The organism is Ensifer adhaerens (assembly GCF_001270265.1).
GTDB classification, from domain to species: domain Bacteria; phylum Pseudomonadota; class Alphaproteobacteria; order Rhizobiales; family Rhizobiaceae; genus Ensifer; species Ensifer adhaerens_B.
The window spans coordinates 14868-30505 of the sequence record NZ_LGAP01000008.1; the positions used below are offsets into that span (position 1 = coordinate 14868).

Sequence of the window (15638 nt, forward strand, 5' to 3'; positions counted from 1 at the left end):
CCTGGTTCGGCATGCTCTGCCTATTTGATCTTAGGGCGGATGATTTCAGCGCGATTTGACCTGGAATCATCCGGCTCTAGAGTGAAGCCGCATCGCGGCTTCCAATATCAGGCTGAAGCTTCGCAGGCCTTGAAGGTGCGCTCCAGCTTTTCGCGGTCGAGGTCGCGGCCGATGAAGACCAGACGGCTTTCGCGCTTTTCGCCTTCCTTCCAGGCGCGCTGATGGTCGCCCTCGATGATCATGTGCACGCCCTGCACGACATAGCGCTCGGCGTCGCCGGCAAAGGCGATGATGCCCTTCAGACGCAGAATGTTCGGGCCGTCCGTCTGGGTGATCTTCTGGATCCAGGGGAAGAAGCGATCAGGGTTCATCTCGCCACCGCGCAGCGAGATCGACTGCACCGTCACGTCATGGATCGGCGAGGGGGCGTGGTCATGGTGGTGATGGTCGTGGTCATGATCATGGTGGTCATGATCGTGGTGATGATGATCGTGGCCGCAATCCGGACCGCAGGTGTGATCGTGTTCATGATCGTCCTGCTCAAGGAAATGCGGGTCGTTTTCCAGCGCCTTCTCGAGGTTGAACGCGCCCTGGTCGAGAACCTTGGTCAGGTCGATGTCGGAGCGCTGCGTCTTGTAGATGCGGGCCGACGGGTTGATCACCCGAACGGTGGCTTCGATCCGATCGAGTTCCTCGGGGGTGACGAGATCGGTCTTGTTCAAGAGCACGACGTCGGCGAAGGCGATCTGGTCCTCGGCCTCGCGGCTGTCCTTCAGCCGGAGCGGCAGGTGCTTGGCGTCGACCAGTGCGACAACGGCGTCAAGCTCGGTCTTGGCGCGAACGTCGTCGTCCATGAAGAAGGTCTGGGCGACCGGAACCGGGTCGGCAAGGCCGGTGGTCTCGACGATGATCGCATCGAAGCGGCCGGGGCGGCGCATCAGGCCTTCCACCACGCGGATCAGGTCGCCGCGCACGGTGCAGCAGACGCAGCCGTTGTTCATCTCGTAGATTTCCTCGTCGGATTCCACGATCAGGTCGTTGTCGATGCCGATCTCGCCGAATTCGTTGACGATGACGGCGTATTTGCGCCCGTGGTTCTCGCTGAGGATGCGGTTCAACAGCGTCGTCTTGCCGGCGCCGAGATATCCGGTGAGCACGGTGACGGGAATCGGCTTCTGCGGGGATGTTTCAGTCATGGGAACCTCTGGGATCTCGGGATGCTGGGAGCGGGCATCCATGTCGCGTTTCATATAGGAGATGCGGCGGCGATGCGCAAATGGCCAAGCCCATTTTGGCAGCGCCTTTGCCGCCACCAAGACGGGCCAGCCGGGCAGCGATAACGCTCCTTTCATCAAAATCAGGGAGAGTTCGCGTCCTATCGAAGGGGTGCGTGCGTGAAGACGATTTCCATCAACGGCCGGTTCCTGACCCAGCCGCTTACCGGCGTGCAGCGCTTTGCCCGCGAAATCACCCGGGCGCTCGACGCCCGCATTGCCGCAGGCGACGTGCCGGCGGCGCTGAAGGATGTGCGCTGGCGGCTGCTGGCTCCGGCGTCGGCACCGGATGATCTTCAGCTATCGGCGATATCGATCGAGCGTTTTGGTTCCGGCCCCGGCCATCTCTGGGAGCAGGGACCACTTTATTGGCGGACGCGTGGCGACACGCTGATCGGCCTCGGCGGCAGCGGACCGGTGCTGCATTCCGATCAGGTGGTGGTGATCCATGACGTTACGCTCTTTCGTCATCCGGCTTCCTTCGGTCGCGGCTACCGTCTGTTCCATGGCGCGCTCGGCTACATCCTGACCCGCCGCGCGAAGATCGGTACCGTTTCGTATTTTTCTCGTGGCGAGTTGGCGGACGTTTTTCGCGTCCCGGCTACGGGCATCGACGTGATCTACAACGCCACCGACCATTTTTCGGGCCTGCAGCCGGATCGAGAAATCGTTGCGAAGCTTGGCCTTGCCGATACCCCCTTCTTCCTTCTCGTCGGCACCTTGAAGCCCAACAAGAACGTCGAATTCGCCGTGCGTGCCTTCGAGGCTTTAGGGGAGACGGGCAGCAAGCTCGTCGTCGTCGGCGGCACGGACCCCAGCGTTTTTCGCGACATCGCCCCGACGTCTCGCGGCAACCTGGTCTTTCCCGGGCGTCTCACCGACGCCGAGATCGCCGGGCTGCAGCGTCACGCCACGGCCTTTTTGTTCCCGAGCCTCTATGAAGGGTTCGGTATCCCGCCGCTCGAGGCGATGACGCAAGGGTGTCCGGTGCTTGCGGCCGACATCCCGCCGGTCAGAGAGGCCTGCGGCGAGGCCGCTCTCTACTTCGATCCGACGAAGGCGGAAACTCTGGTCGAGGTCATGCGGCACATATCCGTCGATGCTGCCCTTCGGCGGCAGCTTGCGCGCGCCGGGCACGAGAATGCCGAGCGGTTCTCATGGAACGCAAGTGCGGTCGTTCTGCTCAACCTGCTGGCGGCAGGGCGGGGCTGACCAGCTTGCCTGGTCGGAGCTGAATGCCCAATCAGAGTTCGAGCATGCGCAGGGGGTCGATCCGGCCGCGCAGGAGATCGGCGAAGGCGATGAGGTTTCCCTTGAGCCGACCGCGTCGATCGACGAGCCCTGGAGGTCTCAGGCTGCCGATCGTGTTTGCGGCGACATTGCTGCCCATGAGATGGAGGGTCCACTTCAAGCTGACACTGCCCTTGCGGAAGAGGTAGAGCGGGTTGGCCACCTGGGAGTAGCCGAAGCGCAGGCCCGAGGTGCGGCCGCGTTTGTTGCCGAGGTGCACGCCACGCAAGTCGCCGCTTCGAACGATGCGGCCGTAACGCGCGAGACGGCGGCAGAAATCGACATCCTCCTGCCAGCCATAGAGCGGCAGTCGTTCGTCGAACCGGGTGCCGTCGACTTCAATGGCCGACAGTCGGAACACCATGTTGCAGCCATAGGCGTTGTAAACAGGTTCGAGCGTGGCCTGGCTGCCCGCCGCCCGATCGCGCTCGAGGATTTCCAGCCCTTCCTTGACCGGGATGCCGGGACCATGGATGCCATCCGCCAGCACCAGCCCCGTCGCAACCACAATGTCCCGTTCCTTGAGGAAAAGCGTCTCCGCGTTTGCCAAGAAGTCGACTTGCGGCAGAAAGTCGTCGTCAAAAAAGACGAGCAGGTCGCCGGCGTCGATCGCCGACAGAATGGCATTTCGCTGTTTTGTCAGCCCGCGCTCGCCCGCGACGATCGTCACCGGAACAGAGAGTGTTTCGGCGAATGTTTCATCCACGTCGTCCTGCGAAGAGGGGCAGACGAGGATCGCGTCCGGTTTGCGATCCTGCCGGGTCAGGTGCAGCAATGTTTCGGACAGCACCTCGCGGCGACCCGCCGTGGCTATTCCGACAATGATCTTCATGGTGTTCGTCGCCTCTACGTTGGCTCAGATATACGCGCAAAGAGGTTCAGTTTTCCTTATCGCCCGAGGTCACTATCGCGCCTGAGGTCACTATCGCGCCTGAGGTCACTATCGCGCCCGAGGTCACGTAGCGTTTGACGCGCGCATGCCAAGCCGCAGGCGATTGAGCGACAAGAGGCAGCAGGCCCCACCAATGACGATGCCGGCCGCTGTGGCGACGTAAGCGGACTGGTACGACAGCGCGAAGGCGAGAATGGTAACGCTGAGGCCCGCGGCGGCGAAGAGGACCGGCGGCCAGGTGAAATCGAAGGCCAAAGTCGCCATCAGGCGCAGGCCGATCAACGATGCGAATATGGCGCCGAGCGCGCCGCCGGCCATCATGATTGCATCGGTCGGCGCCAACAGGAAGCCGGCGGTAAGGGCGACAAGATTGAGAAGCGCGCAGTCGATGGCGGCGAGCGCGAAGATTGCGGTAAGGCGCTGCTTCAGGTGCAGCGGTGTCGGCAGCATGATTTGTGTCAGCACGCGCGCGAGCGAAAGGATGATGACGAAGGGGGCCGTCGCAAGGAATCCTGTCTGCAGGTTCGGGCTGATCACCAGCCATGTCGCCGGCACCAGCACTGCGAAGATGCCGGCCGCCATCATCAGTGCGAAACTCGTCAGCAAGGCGTAATACTGTCCGAGCTGGCGGCGAAGCACCGGGGTTTCGCCGCCCTTGTCATGTGCGGCGACGATTTCGGGATACTGGATCGCCTGCAGGGCGGAGACGATCAGCACGAACGGGCGCTGCAGCAGATCGAGTGCGAGCAGCGCACCGGCCGCACCGCCGGGCCCGAGAGCCGATGTGAAGATCGCCTTCAGTGCAAGCGGCGCGAACATCGAGGCGCTGGCCGCACCCGCGGAAACGCTGCCATAGACGAGATGCTTTCGCACGCGTGCCATGTCCAGCGATGCGGAAGGCCGCGGCCCTGCTCTCCGCGACAGCAGTGCTGCCAGCAGCGCGTAGAGGGCATAACCGCCAAGCAGGCCCGTGACCGTCGACAGGAAGGTCGGCGACACCATCGCACCGATCAGCGTTCCCATCGCCAGAATGGTGGCACGAGAACCCTGCAGCACCGAGAAGGCGCGAAAATCCTGGCGGAAGCGCAGCATGGTCAGGTGCAGGTCGCTGCCGCCTTGTGCGACGGCAACGAGGCCGCCGACGAGCGCCACCAGCGGAGAGATGCCGAATGCGAGCGACACGGCCGCAGCGACAAGACAGAAAAGCGCGCAGGCCGCTGCCTCCGCAGCAATCGTTCGCCGCTCCGCCGCTTCGCTTTCCACCGTCTGGCCGGGGTAGAACCGCATGCAGGAGAAACGCACCCATTCGAAGGCGGCGATCGCGCCGAACTGGCTGAGCGAAATGAAGAGCGAATAGGCGGCATAGTCGGCTGGGGCCAGCCAATGGGCGATGATGATCAACAGGCCGAAGGCGATCAGGGCCTGATAGAAATAGGCGCCGAGCGCGATGATCTTCGCCATGGGTTTCCGGCCGTGCCGCCTGTCGTCGTTTGCTGTTGCCAATGCTGATAGCGCAAAAGCACAAACAAAGTGTTTGCCGGCGCGACCGCCCGATTGCTCAGGCGAGTTCGGCCATGTCGAAGCCGGCGACATCGGTCAAAAGCTCGATCACGCCCTTGACCGCGTGCGCCAGCAATTGCTCGCCGCGCGCGGCGGTAGCCACTGAAGCATTGCCGGCAACACCGTCGCGGTTGAGGTCGGACATCTTCCAGCCGAAGGCATGCGGACCATAGGCGCGCAAATGCCTGAAGCGTCCGGCATAGTCGCTCTGGCGCGAGGGGAAGGCACGGGCCTTCGCCATCTCGACCTTTTCCGGATGCAGCGCCAGCATCACCGACGTCTCGATATCGCCGCCGTGAATGTCGATCGCCTTGTCCTCGGGCGCGATCCAGCCGTCCGGCTGACCGAAGCGGGTCCAGCTGGTCGCAACCGCCAGCATGCCGAAACGCACCCGTGCCTCGGTCGCAACGATCGTCATCAACGGCGAATTGCCGCCATGGGCGTTCAGCATCACGAACTTGCGGATGCCGAGACCGTGCAGGTTTTCGGCGATGCCGAGCCAACGGCGCACAGCCTCGTCGTAGGCGAGCGACCGGCTGCCGGCGACATCCATGTGCTCGATCGAATAACCGACCGGTTCGGCCGGCAGGAAGGTCACCGGCAAGTCGTCGGGCAGAGCCGCGATGCAGCGTTCGACGATTCCTTCGGCAATCAGAGTGTCCGTGTCGAAGGGCAGGTGCGGGCCATGCTGCTCATGAGCGCCGAGCGGCAGCACGGCGATCCAGTCGCGCCGGGCTTGTCGCGGAAGGTCGGTCGGATTGTCCTGCCATCGGGCCTGGGGCATCGACATTTCTCTTCGATCCTTCACGTCAATCGTCGTAAAAATGTTATTTGAGTCATACAGTTCGTAATCTCAAGCTGTATTGCTATAAATGTCGGAGACGGGATTCGGCAGGAGGTCCAATGGGCAAGAAGAACAAGGCCGAAAAGAAGGGCAAGAACGGCAAGAAGAAGGACGAGCTTCTCGCCGAACCGCACGATCTCGCCTCGATCCTGGTCCAGGCGGCACGCTCCATGCGCACGGTCCTGTCGCGCAACCTGCTCGAAAGCGGCCTTTATGCCGGCCAGGACGGCGTGATGCTGGCACTTGCCGAAACGGACGGGCTGACGGCGGGCGGGCTTGCCGCCAAGCTCGGCGTCAAGGCGCCGACGATGACGCGCACCATCGGCCGCATGGAAGCGCAGGGGTTCCTCGAACGCCGACCCGACGATGACGATGCGCGGCTGACCAAGGTCTATCTCACCGAGCCCGGGCGCAACCGGCTGCAGACGATCGCCGAGGCCGGACAGCATTCGGAAAATCTGGCGACGCGCGGACTGACCGACAAGCAGGTGCGCACGCTGATGAAGCTTTTGCGGGCTGTCGACAGCAATCTGCAGGCGGCGCGGGCCGCCGACTGAGCCTTGTTTCGCGGCATATTGCGGCGGCGATTTAAACAGTTTAAATAGGATTTAAATTCGAGGGTAGGCAACTAGGCTTAAACAGGGGGCATCGTGGCGCAAAAGGTCAAGCTTTCGACGATCGCGGAAACACTCGGTCTTTCGACGGCAACGGTATCCCTGGCATTGCGGGACAGCCCGCTAGTGGCGACCCTCACACGCGACAAGATCAAGGAACAGGCCCGCGCGCTCGGCTATATCTATAACCGCCGCGCCGCCAGCCTCAGGACGTCGCGCTCCGGCATCATCGGCGTGGTCGTGCACGACATCATGAACCCGTTCTACGGGGAAATTCTGAAGGCGATCGAAGCGGAGCTCGATCGCGACAAGCAGACCTTCATCCTCTCCAACCATTACGACTCGGTCGACAAGCAGCGTGACTTCATCGAGACGCTGCTGCAGCTCGGCGGCGACGGCGTCATCATGTCGCCGGCCATCGGCACACCGCCGGAGGATATCCAGCTTGCCGAGGACAACGGCATGCCGGCGATCCTGATCGCCCGATCGATCGAGGGGCTGGACGTGCCGATCTTCCGTGGCGATGACGCCTATGGCATTTCGCTGGCGACCAACCACCTGATCGGCCTTGGCCACCGCTGTATCGCCATGGTCGGCGGCACCGACCAGACCTCGACCGGTCGTGACCGCTACCAGGGTTATGTCAACGCGCTGCGCAAGGCCAACATCGAGGTCGATCCCGAGCTGCGCATTCCCGGTCCGCGCTCCAAGCAAGGCGGCTTCGAGGCGGCGGTGCATCTGCTGTCGCTGCCGCAGAAGCCGACCGCGGTCGTCTGCTGGAACGATCTGGTGGCGATCGGCATGATGAACGGCATCGCGCGCGCGGGGCTCGTTCCCGGCGTCGATATCTCCGTCACCGGCTATGACGACCTGGAAGAGGCGTCGATCGCGACGCCGGCATTGACCACCGTCTGGAACGGCCAGGCCGATGTCGGCCGCAGTGCGGCGCGCGCGCTTCTCGACAAGCTTTCCGGCAGCCATGAGCCAGACGGCATCCACCTGATCAAGCCGGAAATGCGCATCCGCCAGTCGACCGGCCCGCTGCGCGTCACCGCCTGAAGAAATCCAAACGCGTGTCGCGCAAAAGTGTGCAGCGGTTTTGCGCGGCATGCGCAAAACAAGAACTTAAACTGCGGTAAGCGAATCCCATAGATCGCGACGCGCTTTAATATCAGGAGTACCCATGTCCGCGACCCTTCCCCGCATCCTCGTGCCCGGAAAAATCAACGAACGGGTGCTGCAGCGGCTGCCCGACACGTTTGAAATCGTGCGGCTGGAACGTGCGGACCCTGACCTGGTCACCGCTGACATGATCGACGTCAAGGGCATTGCCGTCTCCGGTCGCGTTCCCGCCGGCCTGATGGATGCGCTGCCCGGTCTCGAGATCATTGCCAATTTCGGCGTCGGCTATGACGGGGTCGATGTGAAACATGCCGCCTCCAAGGGCATTGTCGTCACCAATACCCCCGACGTTCTGACAGAAGAGGTCGCCGACACCGCCATCGGTCTGCTCATCAATACGCTGCGGCAGCTGCCGCAGGCAGAGCAATGGCTGCGCCAGGGCCGCTGGGCACGGGACGGCGCCTTTGCGCTGTCGCCCTTGTCGCTGCGTGGCCGCACGGTCGGGCTTTATGGTCTCGGACGCATCGGGCTTGCCATTGCCAAGCGGCTCGAAGCCTTCGGTGTTTCGGTCGCCTATCACACCCGCAGCCCACGCGATGGCCTGACCTATGCCTACTATCCGACGCTCGAAAGGCTTGCCGCCGCCGTCGATACGCTTGTTGTCATCGTTCCGGGAACGGAAGCGACACGAAAGACGGTGAACGCCCAGGTGCTTTCGGCACTCGGAAGCAACGGCGTTCTGATCAATGTCGGCCGCGGTTCGACTGTCGATGAGGCAGCGCTGGTCGCGGCGCTTCAGACCGGCGTGATTGCGGGGGCGGGGCTCGACGTTTTCGACAACGAACCGTATGTGCCTGATGCGCTGTTGGCGCTGCCTAATGTTTCGCTATTGCCGCATGTGGCGTCGGCTTCGGTCGTCACCCGCAACGCCATGGCGGATCTGGTGGTCGACAACCTCAGGGCCTGGTTCTCGGCCGGCAAGGCGCTGACGCCGGTGCCGGAAACGCCGCTCACGCGACGGGTCGGCTAGCGCGTTTCCCGTTTAGACGGAGACGCAGAAATGCTCTATCTCTTTGTTTTTAAGCATTTCCTGACGGAAAACCGCTTGGCACTTTTCCTGGAAATGCTTTAGGCGGCCATGCGCCGCGCTGCGTAGGCACGGACGGCATCGCCGAACGCCCTAAACAGGCTCGCCGATGGGGCGTCAGTCCGTACCCAATATTCCGGATGCCATTGCACGCCGACGGCGAAGGCCTTGGAGCCGATCACCGAAACCGCTTCGATGGTGCCGTCGTCGGCCACCGCTTCGACGGCCAGGCGCGGGGCCGCGGCGCCGATTGCCTGCCGATGCAGGGAATTGACGCGCACGCGGCCGGCACCGAGCACCGGCGCGAGACAGCTGCCTTCCCTAACGATCACGTCCTGGCGGATGCCATAGGCGACATCCAGCTCGGAAACGTCGGGCTTGCGGTGATCCCAGACGCCCGGCTGCTCCTGGATTTCGGTTGCGAGTGTGCCACCGAGGGCCACGTTGAGCTCCTGGATGCCGCGGCAGATGGCAAACAGCGGAACGCCGCGCTCGAGCGCGCGCCGGATCAGCGGCAGGCTGGTCGCATCGCGGCCCGGATCGAAGGGGCCGTCCGTCTCCTTGGCCTCGCGGCCGTAGAGCGAGGGATGAACGTTGGAGCGGGCGCCGCTTGCCAGCACGCCATCGACACGATCGAGGATCTCATCGATATCGTTGCCGGTCTCGAGCGCCGGAATGAGGAAGGGCATGACGCCGGCGCCTTCGACGGCGGCACGGACATACTGGTTGGCAACGACATGCCAGACATTGCCGTCGAATTCGCGGAAATCGCAGGGGATGGCAACGACAGGTTTCGACATCATCAGGCTCCGTATCTCGCTTTGCAAAGCCTTGCCGCCAGTTGTGGCTGAAAGTCAACTGCGAAGCTCATTGAGGTGAAGGTGGCGTCGGCCGGCTCGAGGCTCGAAAACGCGCGGCAGGATTTGATGATTTTTCTTCAGCTTTGGGTAACCACATCCCGAGTGAATCGGTGGATATGATGTTTGCCAAGCAGAATTGCCTTAAATACAATGTCAGAAAGTAATACGTGGTTTTGTCTATGCATGGTTGTAGAAAATATCTGCCGTTCGTTGGTTTCGCAATACTAGGTTGAGTTTCGGGAAAACTCCCACGGGGCACCGTTTAAATGTTGCAATACAAGGCTTCGAAGCGGTGTTTTCACGAAATCTTTCGTTAAACCATCGCCTCTAAAAATCCGGAAAACCGGAGCTATGGGTTCATGACGCGCAATGAACGGGGCGCTCTCCCGACGGATGTCTATCTGTCGTCGGTGAGTTCGCTCTACGAACATCGCAGGACTCTGCTGATCGGCATGCTTTCGCATGCCGTGACTTTCGTGCTCGTCTACTTCAAGACCTTCGACCCGCTCTATCTCATCTGCACCGCAGCCATCGTCGTGCTCTGGGTGCTGCGCAATCTCGACATGGCGCGCTTCGATCGTCAGGATTTCTCCAACGCCGATCGGGCCATGGTCAGAAAATGGGAGAACCGCTACATTGTCGGCGGTGTCGGCGTGACGCTCACCTGTGGCATTGCCTGCGGTTACGCGATTGCGGTCAGCCAGGATTCATTCTCGGAGCTCGCCTGCATCTCCGTCACGCTCGCGTCGATGATTTCGCTGGTCGGGCGAAACTACGGCTCCGAACGGGCGGTGCTGCTTCTGTCTTCGTCCGCCTGCCTGCCGATCGTGATCGGGCTGATCACACTGCAGGATGGATTCATGCTCATCCTGGCGGTTCTGATCCTGCCTTTCATCTTCTCGACCTGGATGATGGCCAACAATGTGCGCGCCTTTCTCTATGAGAACGTGCTGGCCGCCCGAGAAATCGCGACGATTGCCGGCCAATTCGACGCGGCGCTCAACAACATGACGCACGGGCTCTTGATGCTCGACCGCGACAATCGCATCGTCGTTGCCAACGAACGCGCCTGCGAGTTGCTGATGCTCGGCGACAAGGCCGACCTCAGGGATCGGCTGCTGGACGACGTCGTGCGTCGCGGCGTCCGGCGCATGTCGCTCAGCGTCGAAGAGACGCGCGCGATCTCCCGGCAGCTCGACCTGCTGATCAAGGGCAAGAAGACCCAGGTTCTGGTCCCGGTGACCGATGATCTGTTTCTCGAGTTTTCCGCCGGTCGGCGCGAAAACGGCGAAGTCGTGCTGATTTTCGAGGACGTGACCGCGCGCGTCCAGGCCGACAGGCAGATCCTTCAAATGGTGCGCTTCGACACGCTGACCGGCTTGCCGAGCCGCGACTATTTCGCTGAACTTGCTCACAGCGCCGTGGCGCTCGAGGGCAGGCAAGACGTCGAGGTCGGCCTGATGGTGGTCGACGTCGCCGAGTTCAAGCATGTCAACGACATGCGCGGCCACATCGTCGGCGATCGGCTGCTGCAGGCGATTGCCGGGCGGCTGAAGACATTGGTCGGCAATACGGCGATCGCCGCCCGCCTGATGGGCGACGAGTTCGTTGTCTTCTTTCCCAACAGATTGCACCTGCCCGATCTCGAAGAGCAGATGCGCGCAGTCCACGCCGGATTGCGCGGCGCCTATGTGGCGAGCGGCTTCACCTTCAACATGACCATGAGCGCCGGCGTGGTGATTGTGCCGAGCAGTGCCTTCCGGCTGGAAGAGCTGCAGATCAAGGCCGATCTTGCGCTGTCGGAGGCCAAGGCGCGCAACAAGGGCGGCTGCACTGTGTTCGAAGACGAGATGGACGCGCGCTATCTCGACCGCCAGAAGCTGAAGAGCGATCTGCGCGATGCGATCAACGCTGGCGCGCTGACGCTTTCCTACCAGCCGATGTTCACACCGAATGGCGCGCGTCTTGAATGCTGCGAAGCTTTGGCGCGCTGGACGCATCCCGAGCGCGGGCCGGTGCCGCCGAACGTCTTCATCCAGCTTGCCGAGGAGTTGGGTCTCGTCACCGAGATCACCCGCTTCGTATTGGAGCAGGCGTGCAAGGATTGCATGGGCTGGCCCGGCGAGGTCTCCGTTTCGGTCAATCTGTCGGTGCTCGACCTGCGCAGCAACGATATCGTCACCGTGGTCGCCGACATACTGCAGGCGACCGGGCTTGATGCTTCTCGTTTGCATCTCGAGGTCACGGAAAGCTGCCTGATGGATGAGCCGGTCAAGGTGCAGGCGATTCTTGCCGAGCTGCGCGACAGCGGCATCACCATCGCCATAGATGATTTCGGTACGGGCTATTCCAGCCTCAGCTACCTCGACGCATTGCCGGTCAACATCATCAAGATCGATCGGTCGTTCGTGCGCAACATTCGCGAGGATTCGCGACGCTTCAAGCTGCTGCGCGGCACGGCCAACCTCGGTCGTGCCCTGGGCCTGAAGATCGTCGTCGAGGGTGTGGAAACGGCGGACCAGTTGCAGCTGATCAACGACTACCACTGCGCCGATCTGATACAGGGTTTTGTGTTCGCGGCCCCCATGCCGGCGTCCGCCATCGAGGCATTCTGCAAGAATGGTGTCCAGAAACCGGTCACCAAGCCGACGAGCAAGCGTATAGCCTGACAACCCGGCACGCAGCCCCTCGTTTCCTCCTCTATCTGCGTCCTCCATCCCCCCTTGTACGCCGCCTTTCCAAGATGGCGCTTTTGCGATCTTAACCGATTGTTAACCACAAAATTTAACGAAATATTAAGGTTAACAATAAGTTAAAGGAAGGTTGTGCCATTTTGTTGTTGCTGCGGGACCGGCCGTCAATAGGTTAACGATTTGTTAACTATGAGGGTCAAGAAATGGGTGAAGGTCTTCACCGGGCGGAGCCTGGGAGTTTTTCTGAGAAGCTGATGCTTCTTCTCGACCGCGTCGAATATCGGCGGGTCGAGACGGGCGAGGATATGGAGGACATCGCCCGGCTTCGCTACAAGGCCTACAAGGCCGTCAACCTGATGGAGTTGACCGGCTCGACCCTGATCGACGATCTCGATCTCGACAGCCACGCCTATGTCTTCGGCATCTATCTCGACGAGAACCTGGTCAGCACGGTTCGCGTTCATCATGTCACGCCGGAGCACAGGGCCAGCACGTCAGGGCTGATCTTCGCGCCCGAGATCGATGTTTTTCTCGACGCGGGCATGGTGCTGGTCGATCCCGGCCGGCTGGCGGTCGATCCGGATGTCACTGGCGACGAGATGCGGGCACTTCCCTACCTGACGCTGCGCCCGGTGGCGATGGCGTGCGAGTATTTCACCGCCGACCGGTGCCTGACCGCCTGCCGACCGCGGCACGCGGCGTTCTACAAGCGCATCTTTGCTTCCGAGACCGTTGTCGCCAAGCGCGAGAACCTCGGCGTCTACAATGCCGACGGTGCGCTGCTGGTTGCGCAGGTGAGGGGGCAGCGGCCTTCGATTCTCGACCGCTATCCGATCTTCGATTCCGAACCGTTCGAGCGTCGCCTGATGTTCGCGGATCGCCAGGAAGTGCCGTTCGCGCCACTCACGATTCTGCCGACGGCGCGCATCGCACAGAACGGTTCCGGCCGTTCTTATCGCACATCCGTGTTCCGCTAGCGCATGTCGCGCAAAAGTGTGCATCGGTTTTGCGATAGCGACATGCGAAAAAGAGTCTAAAGCGCACTGAGCGATTCTGAAAGATCGTGACGCGCTTTAGAGACGCACGCGGCATATCGCCCCAGGCGACCGGGCGCGGCGGCGGGTTTTCGTTGCGCCCGGGCCCGGCATTGTGTATGGGCAGCTAAAGGGCTTGTGTGCGGTTTTCCGGCAAAGCCGTATCGTGGATCAAGGTTGAAGGGTGGCGAAGACCAGAGGTCGCGCCGCAGCATTCTGGGAGAATTGGACGATGGCTGAGCATCATTCTGGACCGGTCGAGATGGGCGCTCCGATGGATTATGCGGAACACGAGAAGACCTACGATTTCTTCATCAGTGCAACGAAGTACGGCACGCTGTTCTGCGTGGCCCTGCTGATCGCCATGGCCGCCGCCTTCTTCACCACGATGGGCTTCTTCAGCTCGCTCGTGCTGTTTATCCTTCTCAACGTTGCCGGTTTCTTCTTTCTTCGCTAATCGGCCTCACTGACACGTCTTGTCGAGGACGGGCCGGGTGGAGGTCTGTCCTTGAGCGCCGGATGCAAGTCCGGACCGAAGCCGCATGGTGCCGACAGGGAGCGTCGACGATCATGCTTGGGCTTCAACAGCTCGCAGCGCCTGCGATGCGTTCATGAGAACGCACGGCGCTTTATCCTCACCGCGTGAGGGGGAGTGGAGGACAGGCCGAGCCTGTCTCCAGGGGAATGTGTGCTTTGCACATGGGAGCGCGCCGGCTCGAAGGAGCGGCCGCTTTGCAGTCGGACAGGATGCCCGCATTCCAGCCTTGGCTTGATTGCGGCCAGGGAGGGGACTTGTGAGCGAAATTGTCTTTATCGCCAAGGAAACGGATCCGAATGAGGGTCGCGTTGCGGCATCACCGGATAGTGTGAAGAAACTCAAAGGGCTCGGCTTCGACGTCGTCGTCGAGACCGGCGCCGGGTCTCGGTCACGCATCCCGGATGCGGAATACGAGAAGGCCGGTGCCAGGATCGGCGCGATCGCCGATGCGAAGTCGGCCGATGTCGTCCTTAGGGTCCGCCGGCCGAACAGCGCCGAAATCGCTGGCTACAAATCCGGCGCCATCGTGATCGCCATCATGGACCCCTACGGCAACGAGGATGCGGTCGCCGAAATGGCCAAGGCCGGCCTCAGTGCCTTTGCGATGGAGCTGATGCCGCGCATCACCCGCGCCCAGTCGATGGACGTGCTGTCGAGCCAGGCAAACCTTGCCGGCTATCAGGCGGTCATCGACGCGGCCTGCGAATATGACCGGGCGCTGCCGATGATGATGACGGCCGCGGGCACGGTTCCTGCCGCTAAAATCTTCGTCATGGGTGCCGGCGTTGCCGGCCTGCAGGCGATCGCGACTGCACGTCGTCTCGGGGCGATGGTTTCGGCGACAGACGTTCGCCCGGCCGCCAAGGAACAGGTTGCCTCGCTCGGCGCCAAGTTCATCGCCGTAGAGGACGAGGAGTTCAAGGCGGCCGAGACCGCCGGTGGCTATGCCAAGGAAATGTCCAAGGAGTATCAGGCGAAACAGGCGGCACTCGTCGCCGAACACATCGCCAAGCAGGACATCGTCATCACCACAGCGCTGATCCCGGGCCGTCCGGCGCCGCGCCTCGTCACGCGCGAGATGTTGAAGGCAATGAAGCCAGGTTCGATCGCGGTCGATCTCGCTGTCGAGCGCGGCGGCAACGTCGAGGGCGCCGAGGCCGGCAAGGTCGCCGATGTCGAGGGCGTCAAGGTGATCGGCCATCTCAACGTGCCCGGCCGGATCGCCGCATCGGCATCCGGCCTCTACGCCAAGAACCTCGTCACCTTCCTCGAGACCATGGTCTCGAAGGAAACCAAGGCGCTGGCGCTCAACATGGAGGACGAGCTCGTCAAGGCGACGGCGCTCACCCATGGCGGCGCCATCGTCAACCCGAATTTCGAGCCGAAGAAGAAGGGGGATCTTTGATGGCGAACGAAGCATTGGAAAAAGCGCTCGATGCGCTCGACAAGGCGGTTGCGGCTGTCCAGCAGGCAGCGCTCAACTTGCCCGAGACCGCGGAAGCGGCCGGCGCGCTGGCGCATGGCGCCACCGGCGGCGCGATCGACCCGTTCGTCTTCCGTCTGGCGATCTTCGTTCTGGCGATCTTCGTCGGCTACTACGTCGTCTGGTCGGTGACGCCGGCCCTGCACACGCCGTTGATGGCGGTCACCAACGCGATCTCCTCGGTCATCGTCGTCGGTGCACTGCTGGCCGTCGGCATCTCGGCTTCGGGGCTTGCGACCAGTTTCGGTTTCATCGCGCTCGTGCTCGCCTCGGTCAACATCTTTGGCGGCTTCCTGGTCACCCAGCGCATGCTCGCCATGTACAAGAAAAAAGACAAGTGAGGCCGG

Annotated in this window: 14 protein-coding genes; 9 read left to right on the forward strand and 5 right to left on the reverse strand. The window is 62.1% G+C overall.

Going from position 1 to position 15638, the window contains the following annotated elements:
• Positions 1 to 107: 107 nt before the first annotated feature.
• Complete coding sequence (locus tag AC244_RS14555; RefSeq protein WP_053249678.1) at positions 108 to 1196, reverse strand: CobW family GTP-binding protein; 1089 nt, start codon at positions 1194 to 1196, stop codon at positions 108 to 110.
• Between the two features lie 198 nt (positions 1197 to 1394).
• Between AC244_RS14555 and AC244_RS14560 the strand changes: the two genes are divergently transcribed.
• Complete coding sequence (locus AC244_RS14560) at positions 1395 to 2486, forward strand: glycosyltransferase family 4 protein (RefSeq protein ID WP_053249550.1); 1092 nt, start codon at positions 1395 to 1397, stop codon at positions 2484 to 2486.
• A gap of 31 nt (positions 2487 to 2517) precedes the next feature.
• On the opposite strand, the gene AC244_RS14565 is transcribed toward AC244_RS14560, so the two are convergent.
• The 3 genes from AC244_RS14565 to AC244_RS14575 form a co-directional block, all read right to left on the reverse strand.
• The gene (locus AC244_RS14565) at positions 2518 to 3396 is read right to left on the reverse strand and encodes a glycosyltransferase family 2 protein (RefSeq protein WP_053249551.1); all 879 of its coding nucleotides are present in this window, start codon (positions 3394 to 3396) and stop codon (positions 2518 to 2520) included.
• Positions 3397 to 3519: 123 nt separating this feature from the next.
• Positions 3520 to 4917 carry a hypothetical protein gene (locus AC244_RS14570; RefSeq protein WP_053249552.1) on the reverse strand — a complete coding sequence of 466 codons (1398 nt, stop codon included), beginning with the start codon at positions 4915 to 4917 and terminating at the stop codon, positions 3520 to 3522.
• Between the two features lie 97 nt (positions 4918 to 5014).
• Positions 5015 to 5806, reverse strand: coding sequence for a creatininase family protein (locus tag AC244_RS14575; protein WP_053249553.1), 792 nt, complete (start codon positions 5804 to 5806; stop codon positions 5015 to 5017).
• Positions 5807 to 5919: 113 nt separating this feature from the next.
• Here AC244_RS14575 and AC244_RS14580 point away from each other — a divergent pair, with 113 nt between their 5' ends.
• The 3 genes from AC244_RS14580 (at position 5920) to AC244_RS14590 (ending at position 8626) form a co-directional block, all read left to right on the forward strand.
• Positions 5920 to 6417, forward strand: coding sequence for a MarR family winged helix-turn-helix transcriptional regulator (locus AC244_RS14580; protein ID WP_053249554.1), 498 nt, complete (start codon positions 5920 to 5922; stop codon positions 6415 to 6417).
• A gap of 93 nt (positions 6418 to 6510) precedes the next feature.
• Positions 6511 to 7533: a LacI family DNA-binding transcriptional regulator gene (locus AC244_RS14585; RefSeq protein ID WP_025424869.1), complete on the forward strand. Its 1023-nt coding sequence runs from the start codon at positions 6511 to 6513 to the stop codon at positions 7531 to 7533.
• 124 nt (positions 7534 to 7657) lie between these two features.
• Positions 7658 to 8626, forward strand: a complete 969-nt coding sequence (locus tag AC244_RS14590) for a 2-hydroxyacid dehydrogenase (protein WP_053249555.1) — start codon at positions 7658 to 7660, stop codon at positions 8624 to 8626.
• A 98-nt stretch (positions 8627 to 8724) separates the two neighbouring features.
• Here AC244_RS14590 and AC244_RS14595 read toward each other — a convergent pair whose 3' ends face one another.
• Entirely contained in the window at positions 8725 to 9483 is a 759-nt protein-coding gene (locus AC244_RS14595; protein ID WP_053249679.1) for a gamma-glutamyl-gamma-aminobutyrate hydrolase family protein, read from the reverse strand.
• Between the two features lie 419 nt (positions 9484 to 9902).
• On the opposite strand from AC244_RS14595, the gene AC244_RS14600 reads away from it, so the two are divergent.
• The 5 genes from AC244_RS14600 to AC244_RS14620 all read left to right on the forward strand — a co-directional run bounded on the left by AC244_RS14600 (position 9903) and on the right by AC244_RS14620 (position 15632).
• On the forward strand, positions 9903 to 12212 hold the full coding sequence (locus AC244_RS14600; protein ID WP_053249556.1) for a putative bifunctional diguanylate cyclase/phosphodiesterase: 2310 nt from the start codon (positions 9903 to 9905) through the stop codon (positions 12210 to 12212).
• Between the two features lie 278 nt (positions 12213 to 12490).
• Complete coding sequence (locus tag AC244_RS14605; RefSeq protein WP_234716941.1) at positions 12491 to 13213, forward strand: N-acyl amino acid synthase FeeM domain-containing protein; 723 nt, start codon at positions 12491 to 12493, stop codon at positions 13211 to 13213.
• Positions 13214 to 13502: 289 nt separating this feature from the next.
• Complete coding sequence (locus AC244_RS14610) at positions 13503 to 13727, forward strand: aa3-type cytochrome c oxidase subunit IV (protein ID WP_053249558.1); 225 nt, start codon at positions 13503 to 13505, stop codon at positions 13725 to 13727.
• A 337-nt stretch (positions 13728 to 14064) separates the two neighbouring features.
• Positions 14065 to 15213 (forward strand): Re/Si-specific NAD(P)(+) transhydrogenase subunit alpha, encoded by a 1149-nt coding sequence (locus tag AC244_RS14615; RefSeq protein WP_053249559.1) that lies wholly within the window; start codon positions 14065 to 14067, stop codon positions 15211 to 15213.
• The gene (locus AC244_RS14620) at positions 15213 to 15632 is read left to right on the forward strand and encodes an NAD(P) transhydrogenase subunit alpha (protein ID WP_053249560.1); all 420 of its coding nucleotides are present in this window, start codon (positions 15213 to 15215) and stop codon (positions 15630 to 15632) included. The genes AC244_RS14615 and AC244_RS14620 overlap by 1 nt, the downstream gene beginning before the upstream one ends.
• Positions 15633 to 15638 lie beyond the last annotated feature (6 nt).

What these genes read in the sequence shown, in the direction of transcription:
- AC244_RS14555 (WP_053249678.1), bottom strand. Translation starts at nt 1,196, where the DNA reads ATGACTGAAACATCCCCGCAGAAGCCGATTCCCGTCACCGTGCTCACC.
- AC244_RS14590 (WP_053249555.1), top strand. Translation starts at nt 7,658, where the DNA reads ATGTCCGCGACCCTTCCCCGCATCCTCGTGCCCGGAAAAATCAACGAA.
- AC244_RS14580 (WP_053249554.1), top strand. Translation starts at nt 5,920, where the DNA reads ATGGGCAAGAAGAACAAGGCCGAAAAGAAGGGCAAGAACGGCAAGAAG.
- AC244_RS14575 (WP_053249553.1), bottom strand. Translation starts at nt 5,806, where the DNA reads ATGTCGATGCCCCAGGCCCGATGGCAGGACAATCCGACCGACCTTCCG.
- AC244_RS14595 (WP_053249679.1), bottom strand. Translation starts at nt 9,483, where the DNA reads ATGTCGAAACCTGTCGTTGCCATCCCCTGCGATTTCCGCGAATTCGAC.
- AC244_RS14610 (WP_053249558.1), top strand. Translation starts at nt 13,503, where the DNA reads ATGGCTGAGCATCATTCTGGACCGGTCGAGATGGGCGCTCCGATGGAT.
- AC244_RS14565 (WP_053249551.1), bottom strand. Translation starts at nt 3,396, where the DNA reads ATGAAGATCATTGTCGGAATAGCCACGGCGGGTCGCCGCGAGGTGCTG.
- AC244_RS14570 (WP_053249552.1), bottom strand. Translation starts at nt 4,917, where the DNA reads ATGGCGAAGATCATCGCGCTCGGCGCCTATTTCTATCAGGCCCTGATC.
- AC244_RS14605 (WP_234716941.1), top strand. Translation starts at nt 12,491, where the DNA reads ATGCTTCTTCTCGACCGCGTCGAATATCGGCGGGTCGAGACGGGCGAG.
- AC244_RS14620 (WP_053249560.1), top strand. Translation starts at nt 15,213, where the DNA reads ATGGCGAACGAAGCATTGGAAAAAGCGCTCGATGCGCTCGACAAGGCG.
- AC244_RS14600 (WP_053249556.1), top strand. Translation starts at nt 9,903, where the DNA reads ATGACGCGCAATGAACGGGGCGCTCTCCCGACGGATGTCTATCTGTCG.